This window comes from Pseudomonas sp. 10S4, from assembly GCF_034344865.1.
GTDB lineage: Bacteria > Pseudomonadota > Gammaproteobacteria > Pseudomonadales > Pseudomonadaceae > Aquipseudomonas.
In genome coordinates, this window is record NZ_CP133774.1 from 898,507 (window position 1) to 915,498 (window position 16,992).

Consider the following 16,992-nt stretch of genomic DNA (forward strand, 5'->3'; position numbering starts at 1 on the left):
ATTGAAATGCACCGTCTGACCCGTCCCGGCTGGCCCGGTAATCTGCTGGCCGTGTTGGCCGGTGCAATCACCACCCTGGCGTTGGCGCCGTACGATATCTGGCCGCTAGCCTTGGTTGCGGTCGGGCTCTTCTATGCTGGTTTGCGTGAACTGAGCCCGCGTCAGGCCTTGGGTCGTGGCTGGTGTTTCGGTTTCGGCTTGTTTGGCGCCGGCACTAGCTGGATCTACTACAGCATCCACCACTTCGGCGGCGCTTCGGTGTTGCTGGCCGGTTTCCTGATGCTGATCTTCACCGCGGCGATTGCCTGGTTCTTCGCCCTGCCCGCCTGGCTTTGGGCGCGCTGGCTGCGCCGTAACGAAGCACCGCTGGCCGACGCCTTGGCGTTTGCCGCGTTGTGGGTCGGTCAGGAAGCGTTTCGTGGCTGGTTTCTCACCGGTTTCCCGTGGCTCTATTCCGGTTACAGCCAGCTCAACGGCCCACTGGCCGGGCTCGCGCCAGTGGGCGGAATGTGGCTGGTGTCCTTCGTTCTGGCGCTGACTGCCGCACTGATCTGGAACGCTCCACGCCTGGTTCGCTCGGGTCGCAAGGGCTTCATCGCCGCTGGCGTCGTACTGCTGGCGGGTCCATGGGTGGCGGGTATCGCACTCAAGGAACATGCCTGGACCAGTCCGGCCGGCCCGGCGCTGAGTGTCGCGGCAATCCAGGGCAACATCGAACAAAGCATGAAGTGGGACCCGGCGCAGGTTAATTCGCAATTGGCGCTGTACCGCGACATGAGCTTCAGCTCCAAACGCGTCGACCTGCTGATCTGGCCGGAAACCGCGGTACCGATGCTCAAGGAGTCCGCCGAGGGCTACTTGAACATGATGGGGAATTTCGCCGCCGAGCGTAAAACCGCACTGATTACCGGCGTACCGATCCGCCAGGAAGTCCGTCATGAGAAGCGCTTCTTCAACGGTATCACCGTGGTCGGCGAAGGCGATGGCACTTACCTCAAGCAAAAACTCGTGCCGTTTGGAGAATACGTTCCGCTGCAGGACTTGCTGCGCGGGCTGATCGCGTTCTTCGACCTGCCGATGTCGGACTTTGCCCGTGGCCCGGCCGACCAGCCGCTGCTGCAAGCCAAGGGTTATCAGATCGCGCCGTTCATTTGCTATGAAGTGGTCTATCCAGAATTCGCCGCCAGCCTCGCCGCTCGCAGCGATTTGCTGCTGACCATCAGCAACGACACCTGGTTCGGCACCTCCATCGGCCCGCTGCAACACTTGCAGATGGCGCAGATGCGCGCGCTTGAGGCTGGCCGCTGGATGATCCGGGCCACCAACAACGGCGTGACCGGTTTGATTAACCCTTACGGGCAGATCACCGCACAGATTCCTCAGTTCGAACGCGGGATTCTGTATGGCGAAGTGGTGCCGATGCACAACCTGACGCCCTACCTGGAATGGCGTTCGTGGCCGCTGATTATTCTGTGTGTGTTGTTGTTTGGCTGGGCGCTGTTGGCTAGCCGGATTGCCAAGACTGTCTGAACTGTGGCGAGGGGGCTTGCCCCGTTGGGCTGCGGAGCGGCCCCCGGCATTCGTTCAGTCAGACCGCGCTAGCAGGTTTTACGACTGCTTCGCAGCCGAACGGGGGCAAGCCCCCTCGCCACAGTGGTTTAGCGGTAGAAAATCGAATACCCGATCTGCCCCACCGCCTCATTCAACAACTGCCCGGATTGCCAAATCGACTTGAACTCCGGCATCCAGCCACCCAACGGCCGGGCATTGTCCACGCCTAGAAACCCCACCGGCGCCGGCACCACTTCAAATCCCGCCTGCTTGAAACTCCAGACTGCCCGCGGCATGTGCCAGGCCTGAGTCACCACGACCACGCGTTTGACGCCCTGCGGCAACAGCACCTCGGCACTGAACTGCGCATTTTCCCAAGTCGTGCGACTACGCCCTTCCTGCCAACGCACCGTCACGCCGAAATCATCGAGCAACGAATCGGCCATCAATTTGGCTTCCGTCGGTGGCGTGCCGTAGTGCAATCCGCCGCTGGTCAGGATCGGCAGGCCGGAGGCCTTGGCCAGTCGCGCGGCATACCGCTGACGTTCCAGGCCAACGCCGGTCGGCTGATCGGCGCCCCAGGCCAAATCGCCCCGCTCACGCCCCGAGCCCAGCACCACGATCGCATCGGCGCGCTGAGCCAGGGTTGCCCATTCATTGAGCGCCAGCGCCGGCTCCCGCTCCAAAGCCTTGGCGCTCCATTGCACCACCACCGGCAAGCTCATCAGCCAGAACCCGCCGAGCCCCAGCGCAAAGCACAACCCGGCCAGTCGCGGCCGTGAGCGGCGCAACCACCAGGCAAGCGCCAGCAGCAGCAAAAGAATGCCGGGAGGCAACAGAAGTTGTTTCACGAAATAACGAAAAGGCATCGAGCATCTCCAGAGATGCCCGAAGCCTAAGTGGGTTGACGCAATGCGACAACTAATGCGGAAGGACTATGCTTCAAAAACCATAGGTCATGGCTTCAAGTGCCCTTACTTGAACTGCAGAGACCGAACCTTTACCGCGTCCCTGCCGGGTGTTTTGTCCTTGAGCCAGATGATCTTGGCCGAACGTGGTGCGTCGAGTTGCTTCACTGCTTCTGACAAGCATCCGTGTGTTTCACGTTCACTGCGATCCAGATACGCCTTGACCAATGCAAACTCTGCGGGACTCAGGCCTCGCAACTCCAGCTCCAGGGGACGTTCATCACGCAACCGACCGGCGGTTTTCGCCGCGTCCAGGGCCATTCCCAGACGATCGATCAGTCGTTCATACAGCTCCGGTTTTGTAACTTTACGTTGTGACTCAACCATCCCTCACCTCATTGAAGATAAGACTCACTCCCCAATTAGGAGCTTAGCTTCCATGAACAAACCGGCTGAACCCTGCGACCAACGGCCCTCGCAGCAGGTTTGGAGCCAACTTTTGCATGTAATCAGGGTTTCCCTCGATAGAGTGCGGTCATGTATGCTACGGCGCTTCCTGTAACTCCACTTCCAGCTCGTCTGGACACCGAACCGCCGATTTGGCGAGATCACCGTCCAGCGTTGCATTGAAGAGGATTAGGCCACCCCTATTCAGTTCAAAAGTAGCCATGCACGAACAATATCAGCCCCGTGAAATCGAAGCCGCCGCCCAGTCGTTCTGGGACGAGCAAAAGTCCTTTGAAGTCAGTGAACAGCCAGGCAAGGAGACTTTCTACTGCCTGTCGATGTTCCCTTACCCCAGCGGCAAGCTACACATGGGGCACGTGCGCAACTACACCATCGGCGACGTGATCTCCCGCTACCAGCGCATGCAAGGCAAGAACGTCCTGCAACCCATGGGTTGGGACGCCTTCGGCATGCCGGCAGAAAACGCCGCGATGAAGAACAACGTAGCGCCCGCCAAGTGGACCTACGAAAACATCGCCTACATGAAAACCCAGCTGCGCAGCCTGGGCCTGGCGGTGGACTGGTCCCGCGAGGTGACTACCTGCAAGCCTGATTACTACCGCTGGGAACAATGGCTGTTCACTCGCCTGTTCGAAAAAGGCGTGATCTATCGCAAAAACGGCACCGTGAACTGGGACCCGGTCGATCAGACCGTCCTGGCTAACGAACAGGTGATCGACGGTCGCGGCTGGCGCTCCGGCGCGCTGATCGAAAAGCGCGAAATCCCGATGTACTACTTCAAGATCACCGCTTATGCGGATGAGTTGCTGTCGAGCCTCGACGACTTGCCGGGCTGGCCTGAACAGGTCAAGACCATGCAGCGCAACTGGATCGGCAAATCCCGCGGTATGGAAGTGCAGTTCCCGTACAACGTCGATTCCATCGGCGAAAGCGGCGTACTGAAAGTCTTCACCACCCGTCCGGACACCCTGATGGGCGCGACCTACGTTGCCGTGGCCGCCGAACACCACTTGGCCGCCTTGGCCGCGCAGAACAACCCTGAGCTGCAAGCGTTCATCGCTGAATGCAAGGGCGGCAGCGTTGCTGAAGCCGACGTCGCCACCCAAGAGAAAAAGGCCTGCCGACCTCGCTGTTCGTCGAGCACCCGCTGACCGGTGAGAAGCTCCCGGTGTGGGTCGCCAACTACGTACTCATGCATTACGGCGATGGCGCGGTAATGGCGGTTCCGGCGCACGATGAGCGCGATTTCGAATTCGCCACCAAGTACAACCTGCCGATCAAATCCGTGGTGCGCACCAGCTCCGGCGACACCAACCCGTCGCCATGGCAAGACGCTTACGGCGAACACGGCACGCTGATCAACTCCGGCGAGTTCGACGGCCTCGACTTCGAAGGCGCCTTCGATGCCATGGAAGTCGCGCTGATCAAGAAAGAACTCGGTGCCTCGCGCACCCAGTTCCGGCTGCGCGACTGGCTCATCTCCCGCCAGCGTTACTGGGGCACCCCGATCCCGATCATCCACTGCGACACCTGCGGTGATGTGCCGGTCCCGGAAGATCAACTGCCCGTCGTACTGCCGGAAGACGTCGTTCCGGATGGCGCGGGTTCGCCACTGGCACGCATGCCTGAGTTTTACGAGTGCACTTGCCCGAAATGCGGCCAGCCTGCCAAGCGTGAAACCGACACCATGGACACCTTCGTCGAGTCCTCGTGGTACTACGCCCGTTACGCCTCGCCGCACTATGAAGGCGGTTTGGTCGAGAAATCGGCGGCCGACCACTGGTTGCCGGTGGATCAGTACATCGGCGGTATCGAACACGCGATTCTTCACCTGCTTTATGCGCGCTTCTTCCACAAGCTGATGCGCGACGAAGGCCTGGTGAGCTCCAACGAGCCGTTCAAGAACTTGCTGACCCAAGGCATGGTGATCGCCGAGACTTACTATCGTCGCGAAGCCAATGGTGCCTACACCTGGTTCAACCCGGCGGACGTAGAACTTGAGCGTGACAGCAAGGCCAAGGTCATTAGCGCCAAACTGATCTCCGACGGCCTGCCGGTGGAAATCGGTGGCACCGAGAAGATGGCCAAGTCGAAGAACAACGGCGTCGACCCACAGTCGATGATTGACCAGTTCGGTGCAGACACCTGCCGCCTGTTCATGATGTTCGCTTCGCCACCAGACATGAGCGCGGAATGGTCCGACTCCGGCGTCGAGGGTTCGCACCGCTTCCTCAAGCGCGTCTGGCGTCTGGCTCAAGCGCACGTCACTCAGGGTCTGCCGGGCAAACTTGACGTCGCCAGCCTGAACGACGAGCAGAAAGCCGTTCGCCGCTCGATCCACCTGGCCATCAAACAAGCCAGCCAGGACGTCGGCCAGCACCACAAATTCAACACCGCCATCGCCCAAGTGATGACGCTGATGAACGTGCTGGAAAAAGCCCCGCAAGGCACCGAACAGGATCGCGCGCTGCTTCAAGAAGGCCTGGAAACCGTGACCTTGCTGCTGGCTCCAATCACGCCGCACATCAGCCATGAGTTGTGGAATCAGCTGGGTCACGCCGATCCTGTGATCGACGCCGGCTGGCCGGTGCAAGATGACAGCGCTTTGGTACAGGACAGCCTGATACTGGTCATCCAGGTCAACGGCAAACTGCGCGGCCAGATCGAAATGCCGGCCAGCGCCACCCGCGAAGAAGTCGAAGCCGCCGCACGGGCCAATGAAAACGTGCTGCGCTTCGTCGATGGCCTGACTATTCGTAAAGTGATTGTAGTGCCCGGGAAACTGGTCAATATCGTCGCCAGCTAATTGGATCAGGCGCCAGGTGAGCCTGGCGCCGCGTAAAACCTTTCGGGCCGCACGGTCGGCCCACATGGTTTCAAGGGGAGCAACAAGATGATCAAACGCAACTTGCTGGTGATGGGCCTCGCAGTCCTGTTGAGCGCCTGCGGTTTCCAGCTGCGCGGCACCGGCACTACCGAACTGGCGATCAAGGAACTCGACGTGAGCGCCCGCAACGCTTACGGCGAAACCGTGACGCAACTGCGCCAAGTGCTGCAGAGCAGCGGCGTCAAGGTCTACACCGGAGCACCGTATAAGCTGATTCTGACGGATGAGCAGGAAAACCAGCGCATCCTCAGTTATGCCGGTGCCGGCCGTACAGGTGAGTACCAGGTGACCACGGTGCTGAACTACGAAATCCGTGGTGAGCACGATCTGACACTGAAGAGCGACAAGCTCGAAGTTGAGAAGATCTTCATTCACGACGGCAACAACCTGGTGGGTTCCGACCAGGAAGCCAACACTGCCCGCGTAGAAACCCGTCGCGAACTGGTTCAGCGCATGATCCTGCGCCTGCAACAGATCACCCCGGCTCAGCTGGATCAGTTGCAAGCGACCGCGAATGCACGTGCCAAGGCTGACGCCGATGCACTGCAAGCCGCGCAGAAGGCTGAAGCGGAAACCCCGCGTCAGTCGCCCGTCGAAATCCCGCAGCAGTAAGACTTACGGGGCGCTCAGGCGCCCCGTTTGCCCTCTCTTATGAAACTCGCCCCCGCCCAACTCGCCAAACACCTGCAAGGCGCCCTTGCGCCGGTCTACGTCATCAGTGGCGATGACCCACTGTTGTGCCAGGAGGCAGCCGACGCCATCCGCGCGGCTGCTCGTCAGCAGGGTTTTGATGAACGCCAGGTCTTCGCCGCCGTCGCCAGTTTCGACTGGGGTACGTTGTTGCAGGCCGGTGCCAGCATGTCGTTGTTCGCTGAAAAGCGTCTTCTGGAACTTCGCCTGCCGTCAGGCAAGCCGGGTGACAAAGGCGCCGCCGCGTTTATCGAATACTGTGGGCGCCCGGCCGAAGACACCGTACTGCTGATCAGCTTGCCCAAGCTCGATGGCGCCGCCCAGAAAACCAAGTGGGGCAAGGCGCTGGTTGAAGGTTCACAGACCCAGTTCTTGCAGATTTGGCCGGTGGATGCCAACCAGTTGCCGAGCTGGATTCGCCAGCGGTTGTCCCAGGCCGGGTTGTCTGCCAGCCAGGACGCTGTCGAACTGATCGCCGCACGGGTCGAGGGCAACCTGTTGGCCGCGGCCCAGGAAATCGAAAAGCTCAAGCTGATGGCCGAGGGTGGCCAGATCACCGTCGAAACCGTGCAGGCTGCCGTCGCCGACAGTGCACGCTTTGACGTGTTCGGCCTGACCGACGCGATTCTCAACGGCGAAGCCGCCCACGCCTTGCGCATGCTCGAAGGGCTGCGTGGTGAAGGCGTCGAACCCCCGGTCATTCTCTGGGCCCTGGCCCGTGAACTGCGCTTGCTGGCCAGCCTGGCGCTGCAATACAGCCAGGGCGTGCCGCTGGACAAAGCGTTCAGTTCGGCCCGACCACCGGTCTGGGACAAACGCAAACCACTGATGAGCAAAGCCCTGCAACGCTACTCCGCGCAACGCTGGGCGCAGTTGTTGCTGGAAGCGCAGCGCATTGATGCGCAAATCAAAGGCCAGGCCGCCGGTTCGCCGTGGATGAGTTTGAGTCGGTTGTCGTTGTTGATGGCCGGGCAGAGATTGTCGTTGCCGGCCGAGTAAGATCAAAAGCAAGATCAAGAGATCGCAGCCTTCGGCAGCGCCCACAGGCGCGTAGGAGCTGCCGAAGGCTGCGATCTTTTGATCTTTCTTCCTACAAAACTCACATCCATCTGCCCTATAGACAGAACCCAAACTTCGGCAGATTATTTCCCCCGCAAAACCCACCTACCTGTGAGATTTCATCATGAGCAAAAAGCCATCCAAGCATGGCCCCAACAAGGCCAAATCCATCATCGCCCAGCCACTGTTCCGCAGCCGTCAGGAACCCGCCGGCAAGGGCAAAGGCAGCTACCGCCGCGAAGCCTTCCAGTCTAATAGCTGGGAGGCTTCTTACTTTCTGGCCGCTTAAAGCAGAACACCCCTTCTACATGTTAAGGTCTGCATCTGATTCGTATTCCCTGGACCTGTGCATGCCCCTTCGTCTTTCCCGTCGTTGGCACCTTCGCCAATTGATTGCTGCCTCCAGCCTCATACTGCTTGTCGCCTGCGCGGAAAAACCGACCGCCGCCGACGCCCAACCGCTTCAGACTCTCCCCGTCACAACGGCTCCTGCGGTCATACCGCCAGTCGTGCCGACAGGCGACGACCTCGACATCCAGCCGACGCAGACCTTCGCTGAATGGCAGGCCGGTTTCCGCAAGGACGCCCCTGGCCGCCGGCATCCGCGCCGATCTGTTCGACCGCGTGTTCGCCAATGTCAGCTTCGACGAAAGCGTCATCCGCGCCGACCGCAGCCAACCGGAATTCTCCCGCCCGGTGTGGGAATACCTCGACGGTGCGCTGTCGCCGTTGCGGGTTCGCAAAGGTCAGGCCTTGGTCGGCCAGTACGCCGATATCCTGCAAAGCATCGAACAGCGTTATGGCGTTGATCGCCAGGCACTCGTTGCGGTCTGGGGCATGGAGAGTAACTTCGGGCAGTTCCAGGGCACCAAGTCGGTGATCAACTCCCTGGCGACCCTGGCCTATGAAGGACGACGCCCGGGCTTTGCTCATGCGCAGTTGATTGCGGCCCTGCAAATCCTGCAACAGGGCGATATCACGCCGGAGAAAATGCTTGGTTCCTGGGCCGGCGCCATGGGCCAGACCCAATTCATTCCGACTACTTACAACACCCACGCCGTGGATTTCGATGGCGACGGTCGCCGCGACATCTGGGGCAGCCCGGCCGATGCCCTGGCCTCGACCGCGCACTACCTGCAAAGCTCCGGCTGGCAGAAAGGCCAGCCGTGGGGCTTCGAAGTGCAACTGGCTGGCGGCTTCAACTATGCCTTGGCCGACGGCGCCATCCGCAAAAGCGTCGCCGAATGGCTGCAAATGGGCGTGACCCTGCCCAATGGCGAACAGGTCCCGGCCGGCGCTGAACACCTGTCTGCCGCTCTGTTGTTGCCGGCGGGCTATCGCGGCCCGGCGTTCCTGATCCTCGACAACTTCCGGGCGATCCTGAAGTACAACAACTCGTCGTCGTACGCCTTGGCGGTGAGCCTGTTGTCGGAGCGTTTCCACGGCGCCGGCCTGATCAGCGGCACCTGGCCGAAAGATGATTTGCCGCTGAGTCGAAGCGAGCGGATCGAACTGCAAAACCTGCTGAGCGCCCAGAACTACGAGGCCGGCAACGCCGATGGCATCATTGGCGCCAACACCCGCAAGGCGATCCGTAGCGCCCAACAGTCGTTTGGCTGGCCGGCGGATGGGTATCCGACGCACAAGTTGCTGGAAGGTTTGCGCAGCCGCTAAAAGCTTCGCGGGCAAGCCTCGCTCCTACAGGGTTATGTAACTCCTGTAGGAGCGAGGCTTGCCCGCGAAGACTGACTAACTGGCAACCGCGTTCTAACGCCTGACCACCACATCCTGCTCCAACACCAACACCTTATTCCCCGCATCCAGCCGCACCAACGCCCCCATCGGCAACGTCAGGTTCGGCTCACAATGCCCGCTACGCCAACCGGCCAGTACCGGAATCCGCAGCGGCTCGAAGGTTTGCTTGAGCAGCAATGCCAGCGCAGCGGCGTCAACCCCGCCACATCCCCGACCAGAACCCCGCGCAATTTGTGCAGCGTGCCCGCCAGGCGCAATTGCGTCAGCAGCCGGTCAATGCGGTACAGCGGCTCGTTGACGTCCTCGATGAACAGAATCACACCCTCTGCATCCATTTCGTATGGCGTGCCCATGATCGAGGCAATCATCGACAGATTGCCGCCCAGCAAGCGCCCATGAGCGATGCCAGGCTCGATAGTGGTCAACGGGTAGGCCACCGGGTGGGACAACACGCTACCCGCCTTCACCTGCCCGCGCAGCGTGCTGAAGAACGACGACTCGGTCGGCTGCTGCTTGTCGCCCAGCAGGTCGGCGTTGAGCAGCGGACCATGAAAGGTCACGAAACCTGCGTAACGACTGATCGCCACGTGCAGCGCGGTGATGTCGCTGTAGCCGATAAAGGGCTTGGCATTGGCACGCAACAAGTCGAAGTCGATGCGATCCAGCAAGCGCGGCGTACCGTAACCGCCGCGCAGGCAAATAATCGCGTCGACCTCGGTGTCGGCGAAGGCACCGTGCAGGTCATTGAGCCGCACATCGTCACTGCCAGCCAGGTAGCCGTCTTTCTCGTAAACGCCGGGGAATACCCGCAGCGAATAGCCTCGGGCGCGCATCCATTGCAGCGCCCTTTCAGTGTCCAGCGGCGCGGGACCAGCGGGCGCAATCACGCCGATCACCCCTTCCGACGGCAAGGCCGGTACAGGTGCGTGAGGAAAAAGGGTATGGGTCGGTCGAACGGTCATCCATGAATCTCCCTGCGTTAAAACTTCTGCACACAGTAGTCAGGAACGGGAACAAACAGAAGAGGGTCAGTTGCGCCGCGCATTGCAGGAAAAGCCTCTGCTGGACGTAGGCAAGGCAAAAAAACGCCCGCAAGGCCTGAAAAGCCATGCGGGCGTTTTTTGTGTCATCGGCAAATCACAAGGACGACATCAGCTCGGCTTTAACCAGCTTCGCCTGCTCGTCGGCATGGTACGAGGAACGTACCAACGGGCCGGAAGCCACGTTCTTGAAGCCCATCTTGTAACCTTCCTCGGCGAACCAGGCGAACACGTCCGGGTGCACGAAACGCTGCACCGGCAAGTGGCTGCGGGACGGTTGCAGGTACTGGCCGAGGGTCAGCATGTCGATGTCGTGTTCGCGCATGCGCTTCATGACTTCGATGACTTCTTCATCGGTCTCGCCCAGGCCCAGCATCAAGCCGGATTTGGTCGGAATGTGCGGCATCATCTGCTTGAAGCGTTGCAGCAGGGTCAGCGACCACTGGTAATCCGAACCCGGACGCGCAGCCTTGTACAGGCGCGGCACGGTTTCCAGGTTGTGGTTGAACACATCTGGTGGCTCGGCGGCAGTGATTTCCAGCGCCACGTCCATGCGCCCACGGTAATCCGGGACCAGGGTTTCGAGCTGCACGTTCGGCGACAGTTTGCGGATCTCGCGGATGCAGTCGGCAAAGTGCTGGGCACCGCCATCGCGCAGGTCGTCGCGGTCCACCGAAGTGATTACGACGTACTTGAGTTTCAGGTCGGCAATGGCGATGGCCAGGCTTTCAGGTTCGTTGACGTCCAATGGTTTCGGACGACCGTGGCCGACGTCGCAGAACGGACAGCGACGGGTGCAGATGTCGCCCATGATCATGAAGGTCGCGGTGCCGCCGGAGAAGCACTCGCCCAGGTTCGGGCAGGACGCTTCTTCGCAGACGCTGTGCAGCTTGTGTTTGCGCAGCAAGGCCTTGATGCGGTCGACTTCCGGGGAGACCGGGATGCGCACGCGAATCCAGTCAGGCTTCTTCGGCAGTTCGGTGGTCGGAATGATCTTTACCGGGATGCGTGCAACCTTCTCGGCGCCGCGCAGCTTGACGCCGGCTTCAACCTTGGCACGCGGGGCCGGGCGCTCGGTAACATCCAGCGTCGGGATCATGGTTTGCACTGCATCAGTAGTCATATCAGTCGATTCCGCCCGTGAGGGTCGTCTGCTCAGCATAGTCGAGGTGTTTGACGAGCTGCGCGCGCAGCCGGGCACTTACCTCGGCAAATTCAATCGATCCTGCGTGATCGCTCAGCTGGGTCATCGCCAGCCCGGCGTAGCCGCAGGGATTAATCCGTCGAAACGGTTCCAGGTTCATGTCCACGTTCAGGGCCAGGCCATGAAAGGAACAACCGTGGCGGATCCGCAGACCCAGAGAAGCGATTTTCGCCCCGTCGACGTAGACGCCCGGCGCGTCTGGCTTGGCTGCAGCAGTAACGCCATAGCTGGCCAGCAACTCGATCAGGCAAAGCTCCATGCGGGTGACCAGGTCACGCACGCCGAAACCCAGTTTGCGCACATCCAGCAACAGGTAAGCCACCAATTGGCCTGGGCCGTGATAAGTCACCTGACCACCGCGATCAACCTGCACCACCGGGATATCTCCCGGCAGCAACAGGTGCTCGGCCTTGCCGGCCTGGCCCTGGGTGAACACCGGCGGGTGTTCCACCAGCCAGATCTCGTCCGCAGCATCAGTGCCGCGTTCGTTGGTAAAGCGTTGCATGGCATGCCAGACCGGCTCGTAAGCCATCTGGCCGAGCTCACGAAAGCCCAGCGTGCCAGACATCACAACACCATGTGTACGAAACCGGTAGCCCGAAGCTCGCTGTTGATGTCGTACAGCTGGTCTTGACCGGTGGCGATGATGTGCAACTGGATGGTGGTGTACTTGCCGTTGCTGCTTTGGCGTTCGTCCACACGCTCATCGTTGACCGTCGCGTGTTTCTTGACGATGTCGATGATCTTTTGCTTGATGTCGACAATGGTGTCGCCGATCACTTTGATCGGGTAGTCATTGGCGGGAAATTCGATCTTTGGCGCCTTTACTTCTGTGTCTGTCATGGCGTAACGGCCTCGTAAGCGTAAGCCGTGGCAACGAACATGGCCCCGCTCCGGATGGGAACGGGGCCATGCTGGTCCACACTAATTCAGTTGAACAAGCCGTAGAAGAATAGACGGATGCTATCCCACATGCGGCGGAAGATACCACCTTCGTCGACCGCGTCCAGAGCGATCAGGTCAGCGCTGTGCACTACCTTGTCGTCCAATTTCACTTCGACTTTACCGATCACGTCGCCCTTGGCGATTGGCGCAACCAGTTGCGGGTTCATGGTCATGCTGGCGGCGAGCTTTTTCAGCTGGCCTTTTGGCAGGGTCATGGTCAGGTCTTCAGCCAGGCCGGCCTTGACTTGATTGGTGGTGCCTTTCCAGACAGGGGCCTGAGCCAGCTCGGCGCCTTTCTGATAGAAGGTCTGGGTTTCGAAGAAGCGGAAACCGTAAGTCAGCAGCTTTTGCGTTTCGGAAGCACGGGCCACTTCGCTGTTGGTGCCGAACACCACGGCGATCAGGCGCATGCCATCACGTACAGCCGAAGACACCATGCAGTAGCCGGCTTCCTCGGTGTGACCGGTTTTCAGACCATCAACGGTCTTGTCGCGCCACAGCAGCAAGTTGCGGTTAGGCTGCTTGATGCCGTTCCAGAAGAACTCTTTCTGCGAGTAGATCGCATAGTGAGCCGGGTCTTCGTGGATGATCGCGCGAGCCAGGATTGCCATGTCATGAGCTGTCGAGTAGTGCTCAGGGTTCGGCAGGCCGGTCGGGTTCATGAAGTGGGTGTTGGACATGCCCAGATCAGCGACCGTTTTGTTCATCAGGTCGGCGAACGCGTCTTCGCTACCGGCGATGTGCTCGGAGAGCGCAACACTGGCGTCGTTACCCGACTGAATGATGATGCCGTGCAGCAGGTCGCTGACAGTGACCTGCGAGCCGACCTTGATGAACATCCGCGAACCGCCGGTACGCCAGGCGTTTTCGCTGACGGTCACCGGATCGTTTTCGCCGATCTGGCCGCGACGGATTTCCAGGGTCGCAATGTACGCGGTCATCAGCTTGGTCAAGCTGGCTGGCGGCAGACGCTGGTCACCGTTGTTCTCAACCAGCACGTTGCCGCTGCTGGCATCCATGAGCACATAGGCTTTAGCGGCCAGTTGTGGTGGCGACGGCATCATCTCGACCGCGAAGGCGGCTGGCGAGATGAGCAGCGGGACTAGAAGGCACAGGCGTTTGGCAAAGGTGGTGATGTTCATCCGTCTCTCGAAATCGCTAATGGAAACTTACCCTAAGGGGCAAAACTAATCAGACAGCTTTCTAACGAGCTGTCGCGTGTTCAGTTGCTCACTCTGTAACCCTTGCCGGGCTTTTGTTCTTCAACGAGCCAACAACCAGGTTCACCCCCAAACCGCAAGCGAACCCTCAATCTAGTACTGCGTGTTACTCGGCGGTGACCAGGCTCGGTGAACCGAGATTGGCCATTCGCACGCTGTTCTGCACTTGCTGGATCTCACCCTGAGAACCGATCGGCCCCATGCGCACCCGATGCAGTGTCTGTTGGTTGCGCACGATCGAGCTGATGAACACCGGAGCGCTCACCATCCCGCTGAGCTTCGATCTCAGGAGTTCTGCAGCGTCCGGGTTGGCGAACGCGCCCACCTGCAGATACTGGCCAGAGGCTGGTACAGAAGCGTTTTTTTGCAGCGATTTGCACAGGCACAGTGTCCGACGCGTGTTGCTGCGGCGGTGGCGTCCACTGCTCGACAGTCCCCGCAGAGGCGGTAATCGTCGGCGCGGCATTTTGCGCTACTTGAGGCTCATTGAGCATCAAAGGCGCCGGACGGCCCTTGGCAGCCCACCACTCTTGCGGATCAATCCCTTCAACCTTGACCCGCGCGGTACCGATTTCGGCATAACCGAGCTTCTTGGCGGCAGCGTAGGACAGGTCGATGATGCGGTCCGAATAGAACGGCCCACGGTCATTGACCCGCAGAATCACGCTCTTGTTGTTGTCCAGGTTGGTCACCCGAACGTAACTTGGCAGCGGTAAGGTCTTGTGGGCGGCGCTCATGCCGTACAGGTCATACACTTCGCCGTTGGCGGTGTTCTGACCGTGGAACTTGGTGCCGTACCAGGAAGCTGTGCCGGAAGCGACGTAGCGCTTGGAATCGCTCAACGGGAAGTAAGTCTTGCCCAGCACCGTGTACGGGTTGGCCTTGTAGGCGCCGGTGTGCAGGGTTGGCGTGGCATCCGGGATGCGCGAAACATCGACATCCCACCATGGCGCGCCATCTTTGTGGGCGCGGTTGACATCCAGCCCCGGCATGGCGCGCACGGCGGTTCCAGAGGACTTCTGAGTCGGCGCGCGGCTCGTCGAACAACTGGCGAGCAGCACCGCCAACGCGGCGAATGCCATCAGCTTCAGGGGTTTTTTAATAGGCAATGCCCGCATTACTTGACGCCCCGTGCTTGGACCAGCTGTTCAGACAGTTGATGTACGGCCATGGCGTACATCACGCTGCGGTTATAACGCGTGATCGCGTAAAAATTCTTCAGGCCCATCCAGTATTCAGGGCCATTGTCACCTTCCAGGCGGAAAGCGGTGACCGGCATATCGTCGCGCAGCGCATCATGACTCGACCACCCCAGCGCCCGCAACTCCCCGACGGTTTTTGTCGGCTCGATGCCGGTGGTCAAACCGTCGTCGACCTGATCGCCACGCACGTCGGCGCGGCTGACCACAGGCTCACCGGCCACCCAGCCGTGGCGCTTGAAGTAACTGGCGACGCTGCCAATGGCATCGTCCGGGTTGGTCCAGATATTAATGTGGCCGTCACCGTCAAAGTCCACCGCATAAGCGCGAAAACTGCTTGGCATGAACTGCGGCAAGCCCATGGCACCGGCGTAGGAGCCTTTGAGGGTCAACGGATCAACCTGCTCTTCCCGGGCCAGTAGCAGGAATTCACGCAACTCCTTGCGGAAAAACTCGGCACGGGGAGGATAGTCGAAACCCAGGGTCGACAACGCGTCGATCACCCGGTAATTGCCGGTATTGCGGCCGAAAAAGGTTTCAACGCCGATGATCGAGACAATCACCTGGGCTGGCACACCGTATTCCTGTTCGGCACGGGCCAGTACCGCCTCGTGCTGACGCCAGAAGTCCACACCACGGGCGATGCGCGCGTCGGTGATGAACATCGGGCGATATTCTTTCCACTGTTTAACCCGTTCGGCGGGTTTGGAGATGGCGTCCAGGATTGCCTGCTTGCGTTCGGCTTCACGGAACACAGCCATCAGCTGTTCACCGGCAAAGCCGTAGTCGCGGGTCATTTCACCGACGAATTCGGCCACCTGGGGTGAGCCTTCGTAATCGCCGGCCCGCGTTTGTTCCGCGGTACCAAGGATGCCTACCAGGCCGACCCACGGCGCGTATCGAGTCGCCCAGCCACGCATTGCTTGCATTGAAATCTTCACCTTATTCAAACCTGTGCGATCCACTTACGATGGGTATGGATCGACATCAAAACCCCAAACGCTGACAGCAACGTCACCAGCGAAGTTCCTCCGTAGCTAATGAACGGCAACGGCACCCCCACAACCGGCAACAGGCCACTGACCATACCGATGTTGACGAAAACGTAAACAAAAAACGTCATGGTCAGGCTACCGGCCAGCAATTTGCCGAATAAAGTCTGGGCCTGGGCGGTAATCACCAGGCCGCGACCGATCAACAACAGGTAAATCAGCAACAGCGCACAAATGCCCACCAGGCCGAATTCCTCACCCAGTACCGCAATAATGAAGTCCGTGTGGCTTTCCGGCAGGAAGTCCAGGTGCGACTGAGTACCCAGCAGCCAGCCCTTGCCGAATACGCCGCCGGAACCAATGGCGGCCTTGGACTGAATGATGTTCCAGCCAGTGCCCAGCGGATCGCTTTCCGGGTCGAGGAAGGTCAGGATTCGCTGCTTCTGGTAGTCGTGCATGATGAAGAACCACATCGCCACCGCCACCGGCACCGCCGCGGCGATCACGCTGAGAATCCAGCGCCAGCGCAGACCACCCATGAACAGGACGAATGCGCCGCCAGCAAGGATCAGCAGCGAAGTGCCGAGGTCTGGCTGACGCACGATCAGGATGAACGGCAACCCGATCAGAAACAGACTGACGCCCACATGCTTGAGTTGTGGCGGCAAAGTACGCTTGGAGAGATACCAGGCGATAGTTGCCGGCATCAGGATCTTCATGAATTCCGACGGCTGGAAGCGAATCACCCCGGGAATGTTGATCCAGCGCGTGGCGCCCATGGCGTTGTGGCCCATGACGTCCACCACCACCAGCAACAGCACGCCCAGTACATAACCGATCGGCACCCAACGGGCCATGAACCGCGGTTCGAACTGGGCAATCACGACCATCGACACCAAACCAATGCCGAACGAAGTGGCTTGCTTGGCCAGCAGGTCCCAGCTCTTGCCACTGGCCGAATACAGCACGAACAGGCTGCCGGCGGCGAGGGTCAGCAGCAGGATCAGCAACGGGCCGTCAATGTGCATGCGTTGCAGCAGCGTCGCACGGCGACGCATCACGTCCTCGCTGGAG

General features: G+C 60.2%; 12 protein-coding genes and 4 pseudogenes. 6 read left to right on the forward strand and 10 right to left on the reverse strand.

All coding sequences use genetic code 11. From position 1 onward, the window contains the following. Positions 1–6: 6 nt before the first annotated feature. Positions 7–1,530: an apolipoprotein N-acyltransferase gene (gene lnt / locus RHM58_RS04235; protein ID WP_322269739.1), complete on the forward strand. Its 1,524-nt coding sequence runs from the start codon at positions 7–9 to the stop codon at positions 1,528–1,530. 128 nt (positions 1,531–1,658) lie between these two features. Here lnt and RHM58_RS04240 read toward each other — a convergent pair whose 3' ends face one another. Both RHM58_RS04240 and RHM58_RS04245 read right to left on the reverse strand, forming a co-directional pair. Then, the gene (locus RHM58_RS04240; RefSeq protein ID WP_201198145.1) at positions 1,659–2,420 is read right to left on the reverse strand and encodes a YdcF family protein; all 762 of its coding nucleotides are present in this window, start codon (positions 2,418–2,420) and stop codon (positions 1,659–1,661) included. A gap of 105 nt (positions 2,421–2,525) precedes the next feature. Then, positions 2,526–2,846, reverse strand: a complete 321-nt coding sequence (locus tag RHM58_RS04245) for a hypothetical protein (protein WP_201198146.1) — start codon at positions 2,844–2,846, stop codon at positions 2,526–2,528. Between the two features lie 281 nt (positions 2,847–3,127). Here RHM58_RS04245 and leuS point away from each other — a divergent pair. The 5 genes and pseudogenes from leuS (at position 3,128) to RHM58_RS04270 (ending at position 9,237) form a co-directional block, all read left to right on the forward strand. Continuing rightward, a pseudogene (gene leuS / locus RHM58_RS04250) lies at positions 3,128–5,733 on the forward strand (leucine--tRNA ligase). Between the two features lie 87 nt (positions 5,734–5,820). Continuing rightward, entirely contained in the window at positions 5,821–6,426 is a 606-nt protein-coding gene (gene lptE / locus RHM58_RS04255; protein ID WP_201198148.1) for an LPS assembly lipoprotein LptE, read from the forward strand. Between the two features lie 39 nt (positions 6,427–6,465). Continuing rightward, on the forward strand, positions 6,466–7,503 hold the full coding sequence (gene holA, locus RHM58_RS04260) for a DNA polymerase III subunit delta (protein WP_322270811.1): 1,038 nt from the start codon (positions 6,466–6,468) through the stop codon (positions 7,501–7,503). A 184-nt stretch (positions 7,504–7,687) separates the two neighbouring features. Then, positions 7,688–7,852, forward strand: a complete 165-nt coding sequence (gene arfA, locus RHM58_RS04265; RefSeq protein WP_056744572.1) for an alternative ribosome rescue factor ArfA — start codon at positions 7,688–7,690, stop codon at positions 7,850–7,852. A 61-nt stretch (positions 7,853–7,913) separates the two neighbouring features. Then, positions 7,914–9,237, forward strand: a pseudogene (locus RHM58_RS04270) (lytic murein transglycosylase). Positions 9,238–9,330: 93 nt separating this feature from the next. Here the strand turns inward: RHM58_RS04270 and RHM58_RS04275 are convergent. The 8 genes and pseudogenes from RHM58_RS04275 to rodA all read right to left on the reverse strand — a co-directional run bounded on the left by RHM58_RS04275 (position 9,331) and on the right by rodA (position 16,976). Continuing rightward, positions 9,331–10,280, reverse strand: a pseudogene (locus RHM58_RS04275) (S66 peptidase family protein). A 175-nt stretch (positions 10,281–10,455) separates the two neighbouring features. After that, positions 10,456–11,481 (reverse strand): lipoyl synthase, encoded by a 1,026-nt coding sequence (gene lipA / locus RHM58_RS04280; protein ID WP_131063091.1) that lies wholly within the window; start codon positions 11,479–11,481, stop codon positions 10,456–10,458. Between the two features lies 1 nt (position 11,482). Beyond that, entirely contained in the window at positions 11,483–12,130 is a 648-nt protein-coding gene (gene lipB / locus RHM58_RS04285) for a lipoyl(octanoyl) transferase LipB (RefSeq protein WP_201198151.1), read from the reverse strand. Then, positions 12,130–12,405, reverse strand: coding sequence for a DUF493 domain-containing protein (locus RHM58_RS04290; RefSeq protein WP_201191917.1), 276 nt, complete (start codon positions 12,403–12,405; stop codon positions 12,130–12,132). Before RHM58_RS04290 ends, lipB begins: the two co-directional genes overlap by 1 nt. Before the next feature lie 86 nt (positions 12,406–12,491). Next, the gene (locus RHM58_RS04295) at positions 12,492–13,649 is read right to left on the reverse strand and encodes a D-alanyl-D-alanine carboxypeptidase family protein (RefSeq protein WP_201198153.1); all 1,158 of its coding nucleotides are present in this window, start codon (positions 13,647–13,649) and stop codon (positions 12,492–12,494) included. Positions 13,650–13,833: 184 nt separating this feature from the next. Continuing rightward, positions 13,834–14,845 (reverse strand): annotated as a pseudogene (locus RHM58_RS04300) (septal ring lytic transglycosylase RlpA family protein). Continuing rightward, entirely contained in the window at positions 14,845–15,855 is a 1,011-nt protein-coding gene (gene mltB / locus RHM58_RS04305) for a lytic murein transglycosylase B (RefSeq protein ID WP_201191913.1), read from the reverse strand. The pseudogene RHM58_RS04300 and the gene mltB overlap by 1 nt, the downstream one beginning before the upstream one ends. 17 nt (positions 15,856–15,872) lie before the next feature. Further along, entirely contained in the window at positions 15,873–16,976 is a 1,104-nt protein-coding gene (rodA, locus tag RHM58_RS04310) for a rod shape-determining protein RodA (RefSeq protein ID WP_201205042.1), read from the reverse strand. Positions 16,977–16,992 lie beyond the last annotated feature (16 nt).

Excerpts from the sequence above, each read along its gene's own strand:
- lnt (WP_322269739.1), top strand. The coding sequence starts at position 7 with ATGCACCGTCTGACCCGTCCCGGCTGGCCCGGTAATCTGCTGGCCGTG.
- RHM58_RS04240 (WP_201198145.1), bottom strand. The coding sequence starts at position 2,420 with ATGCCTTTTCGTTATTTCGTGAAACAACTTCTGTTGCCTCCCGGCATT.
- RHM58_RS04245 (WP_201198146.1), bottom strand. The coding sequence starts at position 2,846 with ATGGTTGAGTCACAACGTAAAGTTACAAAACCGGAGCTGTATGAACGA.
- lptE (WP_201198148.1), top strand. The coding sequence starts at position 5,821 with ATGATCAAACGCAACTTGCTGGTGATGGGCCTCGCAGTCCTGTTGAGC.
- holA (WP_322270811.1), top strand. The coding sequence starts at position 6,466 with ATGAAACTCGCCCCCGCCCAACTCGCCAAACACCTGCAAGGCGCCCTT.
- arfA (WP_056744572.1), top strand. The coding sequence starts at position 7,688 with ATGAGCAAAAAGCCATCCAAGCATGGCCCCAACAAGGCCAAATCCATC.
- lipA (WP_131063091.1), bottom strand. The coding sequence starts at position 11,481 with ATGACTACTGATGCAGTGCAAACCATGATCCCGACGCTGGATGTTACC.
- lipB (WP_201198151.1), bottom strand. The coding sequence starts at position 12,130 with ATGTCTGGCACGCTGGGCTTTCGTGAGCTCGGCCAGATGGCTTACGAG.
- RHM58_RS04290 (WP_201191917.1), bottom strand. The coding sequence starts at position 12,405 with ATGACAGACACAGAAGTAAAGGCGCCAAAGATCGAATTTCCCGCCAAT.
- RHM58_RS04295 (WP_201198153.1), bottom strand. The coding sequence starts at position 13,649 with ATGAACATCACCACCTTTGCCAAACGCCTGTGCCTTCTAGTCCCGCTG.
- mltB (WP_201191913.1), bottom strand. The coding sequence starts at position 15,855 with ATGCAAGCAATGCGTGGCTGGGCGACTCGATACGCGCCGTGGGTCGGC.
- rodA (WP_201205042.1), bottom strand. The coding sequence starts at position 16,976 with ATGCGTCGCCGTGCGACGCTGCTGCAACGCATGCACATTGACGGCCCG.